Source organism: Paraburkholderia largidicola (genome assembly GCF_013426895.1).
Lineage (GTDB): Bacteria > Pseudomonadota > Gammaproteobacteria > Burkholderiales > Burkholderiaceae > Paraburkholderia > Paraburkholderia largidicola.
Genome location: NZ_AP023174.1, coordinates 1883003 through 1898470 on the forward strand (window position 1 = coordinate 1883003; position 15468 = coordinate 1898470).

The window sequence follows — 15468 nt, forward strand, 5'->3', positions numbered from 1 at the left end:
GCGCCGCCCAGGTGGCAAACTGTGTGTAGGTTGTCGCACCGAACAGGCTAGCGCCCTTACAGGGTGGAACACGTGCGCTACTGGTCCGAAGTGAGGCGTGTGGAGTACCTGGGCCGACACACCGTTTGCCACCTGGGCGGCGGTGGACCGTCTGGTACGGCATGCTGTAGTACGGGTGTGTGAAGCGGGTGAGGCGCACCGCAAGAGCGCTGGCAACGAGCGTGGGTCACGTGGTTGCCGTGTGAAGCGTAAGAACCTCTGGGGGCCCTCAGGCAGGGACAAGGATTGGCGGTGTGAGCCGCTTTCTTTTGCCTACTTTTCTTTGCGGCGGTGTACAGACTGGAGACATCGCTGACAGGTGTACAGGGACATGACTGACACTTTCGGGTAATCAAACGCCCGGATTCCAACCATGCCCTGGGATGTAAAAGACACCATGAATCGTCGCGAAGATTTCGTCTGCGAGGCCGCCACACAGGCGGTCCCGTTCAGCGAGCTATGCCGTAAATTCAAGATCACCCGCCAGACCGGCTACAAGTGGCTCGCCCGCCACAAGTCTGAGGGTAGCAAGGGGCTGGCCGACCGCTCCCGGCGCCCGCATCACAGCCCCACACGCTCACCGGAGCACATCGAGGCACTGGTGCTGGACCTGCGCCGCCAGCATGGCTGGGGCGGACGCAAGATCGCACGGCGCCTGCGCGATCTGGGCCAGATTGAGGTTCCCGCGCCCGCCACCATCACCGAGATCCTGCGACGCCACGGGCTCATTGATGAACAGGCGTCCCGCCAGCGCCAGCACTGGCAACGCTTCGAGCACGAGCATCCGAACTCGTTGTGGCAGATGGACTTCAAGGGCGACTTCCCGACCCTGGAGAGCGGGCGCTGCGCGCCGCTGACGGTCATCGATGACCACTCGCGCTACAACATCGTGCTGAGCGCCTGCGCGCGCACCACCACCGGGATCGTGCAGGCAGAGCTTGAGCGGGCGTTTCGCTGCTACGGACTGCCATCGCGCATCAACACCGACAACGGCGCGCCGTGGGGCTCGCCCAGTGCGCCGGGGCAGCTCACCGAGCTCGCGGTCTGGCTGATCCGGCTGGGCATCCAGGTGAGCTACAGCCGCCCATATCACCCGCAGACCAATGGCAAGGATGAACGGTTTCACCGCTCGCTGAAGGCTGAAGTGCTGGAGCGGCACACGTTCACCACGCACGCGCACGTGCAGCAGGCACTGGATCGCTGGCGGCAGGTGTACAACACCGAACGACCGCACGAGGCACTGGGGATGGCGGTGCCGGTCACCCGCTACGCGTGCAGCCTGCGCAGGATGCCGGAGCGGCTGCCCGAGCCCGAATACGGTTGCGGCGATGAAGTGCTACAGGTCAATGCAAGCGGCGTGGTGCGCGTGCGAGGCGAGAAAGTGAAGCTCTCGATTGCGCTCAAGGGGCTGCAGGTGGCAGCCCGCCCGAGCGAAGAAGACGACGGGGTGATCGAGATCTGGTTCGCCCATCAGCGAGTCGCAAAACTTGACCTGAAGACAGTAAAACCCTGACCATCATGTGTCAGCGATGTCTCTGTACATGTGTCAACCATGTCTCCAGTCTGTACACGGCGGCAAAGAAAAGTAGGTGCCGCCCCGCACAGGGGCGACGCGTGAAGCACGAAGGCAAATCGCGGATGCCAGCAAAAACAAAAGCAAACCACCCAAGCGTCGCAGACACCAAAACCCACTAATTATCGAACGCAGAGAGATACTCAGCCCAGTGTGGCGCCGCCTCCTGCGCCAAGGAGTTCTTCACGAGTGCGATTTCATCCGCATACTCTTCCGGCGAAAACCCACCGCGCATCAACTGAAACCGGCAATAAAGCAGATAGGTATTAACGACATCCGTCTCACAGTAATTACGGATCTCATCGATCCGCCCAGCCTGAAACGCGTGCCACACCTGCCCGCCATCCATCCCGAGCTTGCCGGGAAAACCACACAGCTTGGCAAGCGCATCGAGCGGCGCATTCGCCCGCGCCTGATACATCGCGAGCACATCCATCAAATCGGTATGCCGCGCGTGGTATCGGCTGATGTAGTTGTTCCACTTGAAATCGCGGTCATCCTCGCCAAGATCCCAAAACCGGTTCGCGCGAATGCCATTCACCAGCGCACGATAATTCAGCACCGGCAGATCGAAACCGCCGCCGTTCCACGACACGAGCTGCGGCGTGTACTTCTCGATCGTGCGATAAAACGACTGCACGAGCGAAGCCTCGCCGTCCGATGTCGTACCAAGCGACCGCACCCGAAAGCCACTGTTGTCGCGGAACACGCAGGAAATCGCCGCGACACGCTGCAGGTGATGCGGCAGAAAATCGCTGCCCGTCTTCTCGCGCCGCGCCGCAAACGCGTGCTCGGCCACTTCTTCGTCGGACATCGTTGCGGGAAGACTTTCAAGCCGGCGAATGCCGGCGACATCGGGAATCGTCTCGATGTCGAATACCAGAATGGGAGTCATCAGTTTCTAGAGAACAGCGTCCTTCCGAACGCCATTGGACGCAAAGAAGCGCTTCAGACGCACGAGCGCCTCTTGCTGGATCTGGCGCACACGCTCGCGCGTGAGGCCCATTTCGTCGGCGAGTTCTTCGAGCGTGGCCGGTTCGATGTGATTCAGCCCGAAGCGGCGTTCGATCACATGGCGGTGCTTGTCGGAGAGCCGCGCGAGCCACGCGCGCGTCAGCGTCTCGAGCTCGCGGTGCTGCACCTCGGCATCGGGCGACTGGCTCTGGTCGTCGGACAGCAGATCGAGCAGGCTGCTCGCCGGGTCGAGATCGAGCGGCGCATCGAGCGACGCCGTGTGCTCGTTCAACGCCAGGATATCGGTGACTTCGTCCGTCGTCTTGCCCGTCAGATACGCGATATCGTCGATGCTCGCGTCGCGGCGCTCGGCCGCTTCGCCCGAATTCATCGAATTCTTTTCGAGGTGGCGCTTCGCGCGCAGCACCTGGTTCAGCTCGCGGATCACGTGCACAGGCAGCCGCACCGTGCGCGCCTGATTCATGATCGCGCGCTCGATGCTCTGGCGAATCCACCACGTCGCATACGTCGAGAAGCGGAAGCCGCGCGTCGGATCGAACTTTTCGATCGCGTGCATCAGGCCGAGGTTGCCCTCTTCGATCAGATCGAGCAACGGCACGCCGCGATTCAGATAGCCCTTCGCGATGCTGACCACGAGCCGCAGATTGCGCTCGATCATCACCTGGCGCGCTTCGAATTCGCCCGCCTTCGCAAGGCGCGAGTAGCGCTGCTCTTCCTCGACGGTAAGCAGCGGCTTGACGCTGATCCGGTTCAGGTAGTGCTGGATCGTGTCGGCCGTGAGTTCGGCCTGCAGCAGCGCGCGAAAATCGTCGGCGTCGGGCGCGGAATCGTTTGCGCTTTCGCGCCCCTCGGATTCCTCGTCGCGACCCGATGCACGCTCTTCGGGATCGTTCGCGTTGTCGAGGTCCTCGACGTTGTCGTCATCGACCTCCGAAGCGCCAGCGTCGTCCACCGAAACAGGCGTGGCACGGCTCACGGACTCAGTCTCTGCTTGCGATGGGCGGCGCTTCGATTTCGGCATGGTCGTATCGCTTGGCTTATTGCGGCGGCAAATACTTCATTGGGTCGACAGGCTTACCCTGGCGGCGAACTTCGAAATGCAACATCACGCGGTCCGAATCACTGTTGCCCATTTCGGCGATCTTCTGACCTTTGGTCACCGCGTCACCCTCTTTTACCATCAAAGCACGGTTATGTGCATACGCGGTGAGATACGTCGCGTCATGTTTGATGATAATGAGATTGCCGTAACCGCGCAGCCCATTTCCTGCATAAACCACGCGACCATCAGCGGAAGCCTTTACCGCTTCGCCCGCCGATCCGCCGATGTTCACGCCTTTGTTCTTCGAATCATCAAAGCCGTTCAACAACGGGCCACGCACGGGCCACGCAAACGTCACGTTGCCATTCGACGCCGTCGCATCGCTGGCAGCGGGCGGCGGCGTGAGCGCCTGTGCACCGGAGGCGCCCGGCGCCGCACCGTAAATGGGCGGCTGGTTGGCCGCACCCGCCGAGGGCGCCGGCTGCACGCCCGCAATCGGCGCGCTCTGCACCGCGCCACCGCCGATCGGCGCCGTCGCGACACCCGGCACCACGGGTGCGCCGTTCGCGCCCGGCGGCGCCACGCGCAGCAACTGGTCGACTTCGATCTGGTTCGGGTTCGTCAGGTTGTTCCACGCGGCGATGTCGCGATAGTTTTGACCGTTTTCGAGCGCGATCCTATACAAGGTATCGCCAGGCTTCACTCGGTAGTAGCCCGGAGGCGGCGGGCCGAGCGGCACGGCAGGCTGCGCGCCGGGCGCGGCGCCCGGCTGCGTGACGGTGCCCAGGGTGCCGGAGCGATCGACGACGGGCGCCTGATCGAGCCGCGTTGCACATGCGGCCAGCACGGACAGCATGGCCACGCAAACGCTGCGCTGAGCGACGGACAACGGGACATTCAGGCTTGTTCTTTGCATCGCGCGAAACATACTCATCGGGGTTAAATCACTCCGGATTTTAAGGGGACAAAGAAAACGCGATCAAGCCGCGATTCGCGCCACTGCGCGGGCCCCGTGCGCTCGACGAGCGTGAGTACCTGCGACTGTCCGTCCTGCGATCCGACAGGCGCCACGAGCCGCGCGCCGATGGCAAGCTGCTCGAGCAGCGCCTGCGGCACATCGAGTCCGGCTGCCGCGATCACGATCGCATCGAACGGTGCTGCCGCCGGCAAACCGATGCGTCCGTCGCCGTAATGCAGACGGATGTTCGGGATGCGCAGTGGGCGCAGGTTCGTCTTCGCACGCTCGTAAAGTGGCTTGATGCGTTCAATCGAATACACGTCGCGCGCGACGTGGCTCAGCACCGCGGCCTGATAGCCACAGCCGGTGCCGATTTCCAGCACGTTCGCAAGCGTGCGGCCCTGCGCGGCCAGCTCGATCATCCGCGCGACCACCGAAGGCTTGGAGATGGTCTGGTGATGGCCGATCGGCAGCGCCGCGTCCTCGTAAGCCTGCGTGGCGAGACCGGGATCGACGAACATGTGACGCGGCACCATCGCCATCGCGTCGAGCACGCGCGGGTCCGTGATGCCGTTCGCCCGCAGCCTTTCGACCATCCGCTCGCGCACGCGTTCTGAGGTCAGCGTGACGGCACTCGTCAACGCGACGTTGGGCGCGCCCGTGCGTTCGAACGATGCCGTCACGGGGCGCGGCAACTGGTTGCGCGCGCCGTCATTGCGGATCGTGGTGACGCCTTTCGTATTGACGATTGCGGACGGACTTTTTGTAATCGCAGGCGTTCGCGCGGACGAACCGGCCGACTTCGCGTTCGAATTGAGGATGCCGGCCGCGCCCTTCGCGCCCGACGGCGCTTTTGCGGCGACGGCGCCGCTCACGCCGCTGCGCTTGCGGTCTGCGGCCTGCGTGTTCAGGTTGGGTACGGCCGCCCTGGTCGCGGCGGGCTTGGATGCAGCCGGCCTGGCCGCCCCCGCTTTCGCGCCGCGCGCGTCCGCCCGGCGCGGCTCGCGCACCAGGTCTTCGAGTCCAAGCGGAAAGCGTTTTGCGCGCTCGCCCGTCATGAAGCGCGGCTCCCGGCGCTCAGCCAGTCGCGCGCCGCGGGCAGCATTGCCGTATGGGTCAGGTCGAGTTGCAGCGGCGTGATGGACACGAAGCCGTTGGCCACCGCGTGGAAGTCCGTGCCTTCGCTGGCATCGCGCGCACTGCCCGACGGCCCGATCCAGTAGATCGGCTCGCCGCGCGGATTGGTCTGCCGGATCACCGGCTGCGACGGATGCCGCTTGCCGAGGCGCGTGATGCGCCACTCGCGCAGCTGCTCGTAAGGCAGGTTCGGAATGTTGACATTCAGCAACGGATAGCCCGGCAACGGACGCTCGAGATAATGCGCGACGATTTCGGCCGCGACGCGCGTCGCGTCTTCGAGATGCACCCAGTCTTTATCGACGAGTGAAAACGCGATGGCGGGCACGTTGAACATGATGCCTTCCGTCGCCGCGGCGACGGTGCCCGAGTACAGCGTGTCCTCGCCCATGTTCTGGCCGTTGTTGATGCCCGACACGACGAGATCGGGCGTATGGTCGAGCATGCCCGTCAATGCGATGTGGACGGAATCGGTCGGCGTGCCGTTCACGTAGTAGAAGCCGTTGGCCGAGCGCAGCACCGACAGCGGGCGCGAGAGCGTGAGCGAATTCGACGCGCCGCTGCAATTCTGTTCGGGAGCCATCACGGTGACATCGGCGAGCGGCTTCAGCGCTTCGTAAAGCGCAGCAAGGCCTGGCGCCAGATAACCGTCGTCATTGCTGAGTAGGATTCGCATCCGGCGATTGTAACCGAGGAAACAAGGCACGCGAACGACACACGGGCCCCGTGCATGCCTATGCTTTTCATGCGGCGCGGCATGTGCGCAGCGGCACGATGAAAGCGTACGGTCGTTCGAGCTTGCTTTACACTGCTTCGCTGCAAGGGTTCAACGAGCCGGCAGATGATGGCGTCACCGCGGCACACGCGTTGCCTCCACCACGCGACCGGCACGCAACCGGCAGCACGCTTATGAACCATGCATGAACCCGTGAAGCCAGCAACACACATCGACCGATGGGAGACACGATGCGCGCAATCCGCTGCAACCAGTACGGCCCGCCTGAAGGCCTGAGCATCGAGGAACTGCCCGACCTCGTGCCGCAAGTCGGCCAGATCGTCATCGACGTCAAAGCGGCGAGCGTCAACTTTCCCGACGTACTGATCATCCAGAACAAATATCAGTTCAAGCCGCCCCTGCCCTTCACGCCCGGCGCGGAAGTCGCGGGTATCGTGCGCGCGGTCGGCGACGGCGTCACACAGTTCCGGCCCGGCATGCGCGTGGTGGCCTACACGCAGCAAGGCGGCTTCGCCGAGCAGGCGGTCGCGGACGCGAGCGCGTGCGTGCCGTTGCCCGACGACGCCGACCTCGAAACGGCTGCCGTCTTCACGCTCGCCTATGGCACGTCGCATCACGCCGTGGTCGATCGCGCGGCGCTGAAAGCGGGTGAAACGATGCTCGTGCTCGGCGCGGCAGGCGGCGTAGGACTCGCCGCCGTCGAAATCGGCAAGGCGCTCGGCGCGCGCGTGATCGCGGCGGCATCGAGCGACGAGAAACTCGCGACCTGCGTCGCGCATGGTGCCGACGCAACCATCAACTACGCGACGGAAGACCTGCGCGAACGGATCAAGGCGCTCACCGACGGCAACGGGCCCGATGTCATTTACGACCCAGTCGGCGGCAGTTACGCTGAACCCGCCTTTCGCAGCATCGGCTGGCGCGGGCGCTATCTCGTCGTCGGTTTTGCGAACGGCGACATTCCGAAGCTGCCGTTCAATCTCGCGCTGCTGAAAGGCGCGAGCATCGTCGGCGTGTTCTGGGGCGATTTCGCGCGGCGTGAGCCGCAACGCAATGCCGCCGCATTTCAGCAGATGCTCGGCTGGATTCGCGAAGGCAAGCTCCAGCCGCTCGTGTCGGCGCGCTATCCACTCGAAGACACGGCGCGCGCGCTCAACGACATGGCACAGCGGCGCGTGCTCGGCAAAATCGTGATCACGCCGTAAGCATCAGTCCGTGCCTCAGACACAAACGGCGCGTGGCCTTCGCAGGTCACGCGCCGTTCGTATCTGGAACATCAGGCGGTCAGAGCTTTTCGGTCTCGCCGCTCTTCGGCTGCCATTTCATCAGGCGCTTCTCCATCGCGCCGACGATCGCATCCAGTATCAGCGCGAAGGCCGTCAGCACGAGGATGCCGGCGAACACGGTGTTGATATCGAACGTGCCTTCGGCCTGCAGGATCAGATAGCCGACGCCGCGCGCAGAACCGAGATACTCGCCGACCACCGAGCCGACGAACGCCAACCCCACCGACGTATGCAGGCTCGAAAACACCCAGCTCATCGCGCTCGGCAGATAGACGGCGCGCAGCAGCTGCTTGCGGCTCGCGCCGAGCATGCGCGCGTTCGCGAGCACGACCGGGCTCACTTCCTTCACGCCCTGATAGACGTTGAAGAACACGATGAAGAACACGAGCGTCACGCCGAGCGCGACTTTCGACCAGATGCCAAGGCCGAACCACACGCCGAAAATCGGCGCGAGAATCACGCGCGGCATCGAGTTGGCCGCCTTGATGTACGGATCGAACAAGGCGCTAGCGAGCGGCGACAACGCGAGCCACAAGCCGACGCCGAGCCCCAGCACCGTGCCGAGCGCGAACGCGAGCACGGTTTCGATCAGCGTGATCCACAGGTGCAGATAGATTTCACCGGACGCGAACCATTCCCAGATCCGCAAGAGCACTTTCTGCGGCTCGCCGAAGAAGAACGCGGCCTTGTTCGCGTCGTCGAAATAGAACGCGGGTAGCAGCGTCGGGCTCGTCAACACGTACCAGAGCACGAAGCACAGCACGAGCAGCAGCCACTGCCAGATCACCAGATTCGCGCGGTTCGGACGCAATGCTTTCCACATTTCAGTTGCCCTCCGGCGCGACCGTCAGTTGCTGCTGATAACCCTTGAGCACTTCATCGCGCAGCACACTCCAGATCTGCGCGTGCAGTTCGACGAAACGCGGATGCGAGCGCACTTCGGCGACATCGCGCGGGCGCGGCAAATCGATCGTGAACTCGCCGATCGGCCGCGTGCCCGGCCCCGCCGACAGCACCACGACGCGGTCCGACATCGCGATCGCTTCGTCCAGATCGTGCGTGATGAAGAGTACGGCCTTGCGCTTCGCGGCCCACAGATCGAGCAGTTCGTTTTCCATCAACTGGCGCGTCTGGATGTCGAGCGCCGAAAACGGCTCGTCCATCAGGATGATGTCGGGATCGAGAATCAGCGTCTGCGCCATCGCGACCCGCTTTCTCATGCCGCCCGACAATTGATGCGGATAACGGTCCCCGAAGCCGCCGAGACCGACGCGCTTCAGCCATTCGTCGGCGCGCGCGAGGGCTTCGGCGCGCGGCACGTCGTGAAACTGCAGACCGGCCAGTACGTTGTCGAGCGCCGAGCGCCACGGCATCAGCGCGTCGGCCTGGAACATGTAGCCCGCGCGCCGGTTGATGCCCGTAAGCGGTTTGCCGAACACCGTCACCGCGCCCGAGGACGGCTCCAGCAGCCCCGCGCCGACGTTCAGCAAGGTCGACTTGCCGCAGCCCGTCGGGCCGACGACGGAGACGAACTCGCCCGGCGCAATGCGCAGCGTCGTGTCCTTGACGGCGGTGTAGCTTTGCCCGTGCTTCTCGCGCGAGGCAAACGTGCAGGTGATGTTTTCGAGCGCCAGGGCGGCAACGGTCATCGTTCGGCTCGCTTGTTTCGATGCTTGGTTGGTTCGATGTCGCTATGTCATCCCGCGCGCGTGTCGCCGGGCACACGCCCGGCACCGGTCGAGATTGAATCGAGGCTGGATGACGCGTTATGCCTTGACCGTGGCGAGCGCCTTCTTCACGAAGTCGTTCGTCCAGGTCTTCGACAGATCGATCGGCTTGCCTTTTATCGTCTCGTCGAACGCCTGCAGCGTCTTCAGCGACGTCGCTGGGCCGTCGGCGGGCATCAGGCCATCGGGCGACATCGCCTCTTTCACGTGCTGCCACGAATCCAGATACAGCGCGCGGTCGCCGAGCAGATAGGACTCGGGCACGGTGTTGATCAGTTCGGTGCCCGTCGCCGTCTGCAGCCACTTGAGCGCACGCACCATTGCGTTGGTCAGCGCCTGCGTCGTATTCGGATTCTTGCTGATGAACGATTGCGAGGCGTACAGGCAGCCAGCCGGCATATTGCCGCCGAACACCGTACGCGTGTCGCTGAGCGTGCGCGTATCCGACACGATGCGAATCTCGCCCGAGCGTTCGAGCTTGGTCATCACCGGGTCGAGATTGGCAAGCGCGTCGATCTGGCCGGACTGCAACGCGGCGATCGCGCCTGCCCCCGCACCGACGCCGATAAACGACACGTCCTTCGCCGTCAGCCCGGCTTTGGCGAGCACGAAGCTCGCCATGATCGAGGTCGACGAACCCGGCGCCGTGACGCCGATTTTCTTGCCCTTGAGATCCGCGATGGTCTTGTAGTTCGCCATCGTCTTCTTCGACACGGCGAGCACGATCTGCGGCGCGCGGCCTTGCAGCACGAATTCGCGGAAGTACTGGTTCTTCGCCTGCAACAACAGCGTGTGCTCGAACGCGCCGGACACCACGTCCGCGCTGCCGCCGACAGCCGCTTTCAAGGCCTGCGAGCCGCCCGCGAAATCGGAAATTTCGATGTCGAGCCCTTCGTCCTTGAAGAAATTGCGGCGCTCGGCGATGGTGAGCGGCAGGTAGTAGAAGAGATTCTTGCCGCCGACGGCGATCGAGACTTTCGACGTTTCCAGCTTGCTTTGCGCGAACGCGAGCGGCGAGCCGACGAGCGAGGCGCCCGCGAGTGCCGCGCCGCCTGCGAGGAAGCTTCTTCGTTGCATGGTCCTGTCTCCGGTTTTTGTTCTATCGCGGGCTGGTCCGCCCGTCTTCGTGCGCTAACGCAGGCGCCCGCTACACGATCTGTTGCGCGTGCAACCTTGCAATGTGGTCCGCATCATAACCCAGCGTTTGCAGAACTTCATCCGTATGTTCACCCAGTTCCGGCCCGAGCCAGCGCGTCTCACCGGGCGTCTCCGAGAGCTTCGGCGTGACGTTCGGCAGCGTGATGTCGCGGCCGTCCTGCCACTTGAACGTCTGGATCATCTGACGCGCGACGTATTGCGGATCGGTGAACATGTCGGCCACGCTGTAGATGCGGCCCACGGGCACGTCGGCGGCGTTGAGCACGTCGAGCGCTTCGTCGATCGTGCGGCTGGCGAGCCACGCGGCGATCGCGCCGTCGATTTCCTGCGTACGCGGCACGCGGCCGTCGTTATGCGCGAGGGCAGGATCGTTCGCGAGGTCTTCGCGGTCGATCGCGAGCATCAGACGCTTGAAAATCGGATCGCTGTTGCCGCCGATCACAATGCTGCCGTCGCGGCACGGATAGGTGTTGGACGGAACGATACCCGGCAGCGATGCGCCCGTGCGCTCGCGCACCATGCCGTACACGCCGTATTCGGGCACCACGCTTTCCATCATGTTGAACACGGCTTCGTAAAGCGCGACATCGACGACCTGCCCTTTGCCGCCGTTCACCTGCCGATGATGCAGCGCCATCAGCGCGCCGATCACGCCGTGCAGCGCCGCGATCGAATCGCCGATCGAAATGCCGATGCGCGGCGGCGGCAGGTCCGGATAGCCGGTGATATGGCGCAGGCCGCCCATCGATTCGGCAATCGCGCCGAAGCCGGGACGGTCGCGATACGGGCCCGTCTGGCCGTAGCCGGACAGGCGCACCATCACGAGGCCGGGATTTTCCGCCGACAGCACGTCATAGCCGAGGCCGAGCTTGTCGAGCAGCCCGGGGCGAAAATTCTCGACGACGATATCCGCTTCCTTCGCGAGCTTGCGGACGATTTCCTTGCCTTCGTCGGCTTTCAGATTGATCGTCACGGACTTTTTATTGCGCGCCTGCACGGCCCACCACAGCGACGTGCCGCCCACTTCGGGATAGAGTTTGCGCCATTTGCGCAGCGGATCGCCGCCCTTCGGATCTTCGATCTTGATCACGTCCGCGCCGAACTCGCCGAGAAAGCGCGCGGCGAACGGACCCGCGATCAGCGTGCCGAGTTCGAGCACCTTGACGCCCGCGAGCGGTCCCTTGGGCTTTTCCGCTTCGGGCTTTTCCGTTGGCGTTGAAGTGGATGCGCTCATGTGTCTCCTGATCTTCGTTGTGCTGGCCGGGCGGTCCTGCTGTCACGCGATGTGGTTCGGACGACGCGCCGCTACATCGAGCGCCTGTCGAGCATCGCGCGCGCAATGGTGCCCGCGTCGACATATTCGAGTTCGCCGCCCACGGGAACGCCGCGCGCGAGCCGCGTCACGGAGAGGCCGCGCGCCTTGAGCGTCTGGCCGAGATAATGGGCCGTCGCCTCGCCTTCGTTGGTGAAGTTGGTTGCGAGCACGACTTCCTTGACGACGCCGTCCGACGCGCGTTTGACGAGCCGGTCGAAATGGATTTCCTTGGGGCCGATGCCATCGAGCGGGCTGAGCCGCCCCATCAGCACGAAATACAGGCCACGGTAGGTCATGGTCTGTTCGAGCATGATCTGGTCGGCGGGCGTTTCGACGACGCACAGCAGCGTCGGATCGCGCTCGGCGTCGCTGCACACCTCGCAGATCTGCGCTTCCGTGAACGTATTGCACTTCTCGCAGTGCTGCAGATGCTCGGTGGCGAACAGCAACGAGCGGCCCAGTTTCTCGGCGCCTTCCCGATCGTGCTGCATCAGGTGATACGCCATACGCTGCGCGGACTTCGGACCGACGCCGGGCAGCGCGCGCAGCGCTTCGACGAGCGCCGACAAGGCGGAGGGTTGTTTCATGCTGATACGGCGGCGTCGACGTGGTGTGGGTTGAATCGCGAATGTGTTCCGGCGCGCGAGGCCGCGCCGTTCTGCAACGAACGGCGAACGCGCGGGCATCAGGCCATGAGGCGATGCGCCGCGCGCGACACGCTGCGCGTTGTCAGAACGGCAGCTTGAATCCCGGCGGCAACGGCAGGCCGGAGGTCATACCGCCCATTTTTTCCTGCGCGGTGGCTTCTGCCTTGCGCACGGCATCGTTGAAGGCAGCGGCGACGAGGTCTTCGAGCATGTCCTTGTCGTCGGCGAGCAGGCTCGGATCGATCGACACGCGGCGCACGTCGTTCTTGCAGGTCATCGTCACCTTGACGAGGCCCGCGCCCGACTGCCCCTCGACTTCGATCTGCGCGAGTTGCTCCTGCATCTTCTTCATGTTTTCTTGCATCTGCTGGGCCTGCTTCATCAGCCCGGCGAGTTGACCTTTCATCATGGACTTGCTCCTTCGTAATAATGGATTCGGTTGGGCGCATGCGCGCACGCGTGATGAGCGGCGCGCGCGGAAGTCAGTGACCGGCCGCGCTCTGGCCGCCTTCGGCGCCCGGCGCGAGCGGGCGAACGGAGCCCGGCACGATGCTCGCGCCGAATTCGCGGATCAGCGATTGCACGAAAGGATCCGCGCCGATCTCGCGCTCGGCTTCCTGCTGGCGTTTCGCGCGCTCGATCGAATCGAGCACGGCAGCCGTGCGCCGCACCGGGCCGACTTCGACCTGCACGTCGATCTCGTTGCCCAGCCGCTCGGCGAGCGCCGCCTTGAGTTTCGCGATCTGCGCGGGCTCGGTGTAGAGCTGGACCGCGACGTTCAGCTTGAGCGTCTTGCCCTCGACGGCCATCAGCTCGCTGTTGAACGCGAGCTGATAAGCGATGCCCTTGAGCGGCAATGTCACGGCAAGCGCCGGCCAGTCGCCGTCGACGCCGATTGCATCGAGCGGCACGGCGGGCGGCAGTGTGCGGATATCGACGACGGGCGCGGCTGTCGCCGCGGACGCAGCGGGCGCATTGCCTCGCCCGACCAGCATGTCGTCCGGGCCGCTGTCGAAAACGGGAATGAAGTTGTCGTCGGGGGGCGCGAAGAACGCGTCGTCCGACGATGCGGGCAGGTAGTCGTCGGGAGGGATGTCTTCCCACGGCGGCACGCCGGAGCCGCCCTGCGGCTGTGCGGCACGCGGCGTCTGCGCGCGCGCGGCGGTTTCCTGCTGCGCGGCAGCCGCGGCGCGGCGCGCGGGATCGGGCGTCGGCACCCGAACGGCGACGCGCGGTGCGGCTTTGGCAGGCGCCGATGGCGTCGCCGCTGCGGGTGCGGCTGAGGCCGGACGGCCTCCCGTCGATACTTTCAGGCCCGCGTTGCGCAATACGTCGAGCGCCGCGCTCGCGCCGCCAGCGCGGCGCGGGGCGAATTCGGCTTGCGCGGGAGCGTTGTCTTGCGGCGCGGCGGTATCTTCCTGTTGCGCGATCGATGCAACCGGGGAAACGACGTTCGCTAGGGATTCGGATGAAGCCGAAGCCGCAGCCGCCGACAGCGGCGTGACGGCGGCATCGACGGGCGCGGCCTGGATTTCGGGCGCAGGCGCTGACGGCACGGCCGCTTCGGGAACCGCTTGCGGCTGAACCGGTGCAGGTTCGGGTTTCGCTACGGGAGCGACGCGGGGCGCAGTGGCCGCAGTCGCAGGAACCGCTGTCGGCGCATCGCTCGTGCGCGCCTGCGGCGCGGCAGCCACCGCCGCGACGGGCGCGCCCGTGCGCTTCGCTCCAGCAGCCGGGACGTTCGAGCGCCCAGCCGGCGTCACGCCGCCTCCGCCGCCACCGTTGGGCGCGGGTTCGAACGCGAGCATGCGCAGCAGCGTCATCGTGAAGCCAGCGTATTCATCAGGCGCAAGACCCAGCTCGCTTCGGCCGATCGTCGCGATCTGATAGAACAGTTGCACCTGCTCCGGACTCAGCGTGTCGGCGAAACGGCGCAGATCGGCGGCTTCCGGCCACTCGTCCAGCACCGACGACGGCGAAAACTGCGCCCACGCGATCTTGTGCAACAGACTCGCCAGATCCTGCAGCGCCGTCGAGAAGGACAGGCTGCGCAAGGCCATTTCGTCGGCAACCGACAGCACCGCCGCACCGTCGCCCGCGACCAGCGCGTCGAGCAGACGGATCAGATAGCTTTGATCGAGCGCGCCGAGCATGCCGCGCACGGCTTCCTCGGTGACCTGGTTCGCCGAGTAGGCAATGGCCTGATCGGTCAGCGACAGCGCATCGCGCATCGAACCGTCCGCGGCGCGCGCGAGCAGGCGCAACGCTTGCGCTTCGTGCGGAATGTTTTCTTCGCCGAGAATGCGCTCGAGATGCGACACGATATGACCCGCCGGCATCTGCTTCAGGTTGAACTGAAGGCAGCGCGACAGCACCGTGACGGGAATCTTTTGCGGGTCGGTCGTGGCGAGGATGAATTTGACGTGCGGCGGCGGCTCTTCCAGCGTCTTCAACATCGCGTTGAACGCGTGGTTGGTCAGCATGTGCACTTCGTCGATCATGTAGACCTTGAAGCGTGCATCGACGGGCGCGTACACCGCACGCTCCAGCAACGCGGCCATTTCATCGACACCGCGATTGCTCGCCGCGTCCATCTCGACATAATCGACGAAACGCCCTTCATCGATCTCGCGGCACGCGCGGCATACACCGCATGGCGTGGACGTGACGCCCGTCTCACAGTTGAGCGCCTTTGCGAAGATCCGCGACAGCGTCGTCTTGCCGACGCCCCGCGTGCCGGTAAACAGATAGGCATGGTGCAGACGGCCGCCGTCGAGCGCGTGCGTGAGCGCGCGCACCACGTGCTCCTGTCCGACGAGCGAAGCGAAATCCTTCGGCCGCCATTTGCGTGCGAGAACTTGATAGGTCATCCGGA

14 protein-coding genes are annotated in these 15468 nt (G+C 64.6%); 2 read left to right on the plus strand and 12 right to left on the minus strand.

Annotated features, from left to right (window positions below; translation table 11 throughout):
- Window positions 1-412 precede the first annotated feature (412 nt).
- Window positions 413-1552, plus strand: a complete 1140-nt coding sequence (locus PPGU16_RS08380) for an IS481 family transposase (protein WP_180719574.1) — start codon at window positions 413-415, stop codon at window positions 1550-1552.
- Between the two features lie 178 nt (window positions 1553-1730).
- Here the strand turns inward: PPGU16_RS08380 and PPGU16_RS08385 are convergent, their stop codons facing one another.
- Genes PPGU16_RS08385 through surE form a run of 5 tightly spaced genes read right to left on the minus strand, consistent with a single transcriptional unit; the run spans window position 1731 to window position 6400 of the window.
- Window positions 1731-2507 carry a 3'-5' exonuclease gene (locus PPGU16_RS08385; RefSeq protein WP_180719575.1) on the minus strand — a complete coding sequence of 259 codons (777 nt, stop codon included), beginning with the start codon at window positions 2505-2507 and terminating at the stop codon, window positions 1731-1733.
- A gap of 6 nt (window positions 2508-2513) precedes the next feature.
- Entirely contained in the window at window positions 2514-3608 is a 1095-nt protein-coding gene (gene rpoS / locus PPGU16_RS08390; protein WP_042315126.1) for an RNA polymerase sigma factor RpoS, read from the minus strand.
- A gap of 16 nt (window positions 3609-3624) precedes the next feature.
- Window positions 3625-4563 carry a peptidoglycan DD-metalloendopeptidase family protein gene (locus tag PPGU16_RS08395; protein ID WP_180719576.1) on the minus strand — a complete coding sequence of 313 codons (939 nt, stop codon included), beginning with the start codon at window positions 4561-4563 and terminating at the stop codon, window positions 3625-3627.
- A 5-nt stretch (window positions 4564-4568) separates the two neighbouring features.
- Window positions 4569-5645 carry a protein-L-isoaspartate(D-aspartate) O-methyltransferase gene (locus PPGU16_RS08400; protein WP_180719577.1) on the minus strand — a complete coding sequence of 359 codons (1077 nt, stop codon included), beginning with the start codon at window positions 5643-5645 and terminating at the stop codon, window positions 4569-4571.
- Window positions 5642-6400, minus strand: a complete 759-nt coding sequence (surE, locus tag PPGU16_RS08405) for a 5'/3'-nucleotidase SurE (protein WP_180719578.1) — start codon at window positions 6398-6400, stop codon at window positions 5642-5644. The genes PPGU16_RS08400 and surE overlap by 4 nt, the downstream gene beginning before the upstream one ends.
- A 290-nt stretch (window positions 6401-6690) precedes the next feature.
- Here surE and PPGU16_RS08410 point away from each other — a divergent pair, with 290 nt between their 5' ends.
- Window positions 6691-7665, plus strand: a complete 975-nt coding sequence (locus tag PPGU16_RS08410) for an NADPH:quinone oxidoreductase family protein (protein ID WP_180719579.1) — start codon at window positions 6691-6693, stop codon at window positions 7663-7665.
- A 79-nt stretch (window positions 7666-7744) separates the two neighbouring features.
- On the opposite strand, the gene PPGU16_RS08415 is transcribed toward PPGU16_RS08410, so the two are convergent.
- The 7 genes from PPGU16_RS08415 to dnaX all read right to left on the minus strand — a co-directional run bounded on the left by PPGU16_RS08415 (window position 7745) and on the right by dnaX (window position 15463).
- On the minus strand, window positions 7745-8569 hold the full coding sequence (locus tag PPGU16_RS08415; RefSeq protein ID WP_180719580.1) for an ABC transporter permease: 825 nt from the start codon (window positions 8567-8569) through the stop codon (window positions 7745-7747).
- 1 nt (window position 8570) lies between these two features.
- Window positions 8571-9395, minus strand: a complete 825-nt coding sequence (locus PPGU16_RS08420; protein WP_180719581.1) for an ABC transporter ATP-binding protein — start codon at window positions 9393-9395, stop codon at window positions 8571-8573.
- 117 nt (window positions 9396-9512) lie between these two features.
- Window positions 9513-10550: an ABC transporter substrate-binding protein gene (locus PPGU16_RS08425; RefSeq protein ID WP_180719582.1), complete on the minus strand. Its 1038-nt coding sequence runs from the start codon at window positions 10548-10550 to the stop codon at window positions 9513-9515.
- A gap of 70 nt (window positions 10551-10620) precedes the next feature.
- Window positions 10621-11865 carry a CaiB/BaiF CoA transferase family protein gene (locus PPGU16_RS08430; protein WP_180719583.1) on the minus strand — a complete coding sequence of 415 codons (1245 nt, stop codon included), beginning with the start codon at window positions 11863-11865 and terminating at the stop codon, window positions 10621-10623.
- Window positions 11866-11936: 71 nt separating this feature from the next.
- A complete protein-coding gene (recR, locus tag PPGU16_RS08435; RefSeq protein ID WP_180719584.1) occupies window positions 11937-12533 on the minus strand; it encodes a recombination mediator RecR in 597 nt (198 codons plus the stop codon).
- Window positions 12534-12675: 142 nt separating this feature from the next.
- Complete coding sequence (locus PPGU16_RS08440) at window positions 12676-13002, minus strand: YbaB/EbfC family nucleoid-associated protein (protein WP_006048866.1); 327 nt, start codon at window positions 13000-13002, stop codon at window positions 12676-12678.
- A gap of 73 nt (window positions 13003-13075) precedes the next feature.
- The gene (dnaX, locus tag PPGU16_RS08445) at window positions 13076-15463 is read right to left on the minus strand and encodes a DNA polymerase III subunit gamma/tau (protein ID WP_180719585.1); all 2388 of its coding nucleotides are present in this window, start codon (window positions 15461-15463) and stop codon (window positions 13076-13078) included.
- Window positions 15464-15468 lie beyond the last annotated feature (5 nt).

Coding starts and splice junctions, on each gene's coding strand:
- PPGU16_RS08380 (WP_180719574.1), top strand. CDS start 413: ATGCCCTGGGATGTAAAAGACACCATGAATCGTCGCGAAGATTTCGTC.
- PPGU16_RS08385 (WP_180719575.1), bottom strand. CDS start 2,507: ATGACTCCCATTCTGGTATTCGACATCGAGACGATTCCCGATGTCGCC.
- rpoS (WP_042315126.1), bottom strand. CDS start 3,608: ATGCCGAAATCGAAGCGCCGCCCATCGCAAGCAGAGACTGAGTCCGTG.
- PPGU16_RS08395 (WP_180719576.1), bottom strand. CDS start 4,563: ATGAGTATGTTTCGCGCGATGCAAAGAACAAGCCTGAATGTCCCGTTG.
- PPGU16_RS08400 (WP_180719577.1), bottom strand. CDS start 5,645: ATGACGGGCGAGCGCGCAAAACGCTTTCCGCTTGGACTCGAAGACCTG.
- surE (WP_180719578.1), bottom strand. CDS start 6,400: ATGCGAATCCTACTCAGCAATGACGACGGTTATCTGGCGCCAGGCCTT.
- PPGU16_RS08410 (WP_180719579.1), top strand. CDS start 6,691: ATGCGCGCAATCCGCTGCAACCAGTACGGCCCGCCTGAAGGCCTGAGC.
- PPGU16_RS08415 (WP_180719580.1), bottom strand. CDS start 8,569: ATGTGGAAAGCATTGCGTCCGAACCGCGCGAATCTGGTGATCTGGCAG.
- PPGU16_RS08420 (WP_180719581.1), bottom strand. CDS start 9,395: ATGACCGTTGCCGCCCTGGCGCTCGAAAACATCACCTGCACGTTTGCC.
- PPGU16_RS08425 (WP_180719582.1), bottom strand. CDS start 10,550: ATGCAACGAAGAAGCTTCCTCGCAGGCGGCGCGGCACTCGCGGGCGCC.
- PPGU16_RS08430 (WP_180719583.1), bottom strand. CDS start 11,865: ATGAGCGCATCCACTTCAACGCCAACGGAAAAGCCCGAAGCGGAAAAG.
- recR (WP_180719584.1), bottom strand. CDS start 12,533: ATGAAACAACCCTCCGCCTTGTCGGCGCTCGTCGAAGCGCTGCGCGCG.
- PPGU16_RS08440 (WP_006048866.1), bottom strand. CDS start 13,002: ATGATGAAAGGTCAACTCGCCGGGCTGATGAAGCAGGCCCAGCAGATG.
- dnaX (WP_180719585.1), bottom strand. CDS start 15,463: ATGACCTATCAAGTTCTCGCACGCAAATGGCGGCCGAAGGATTTCGCT.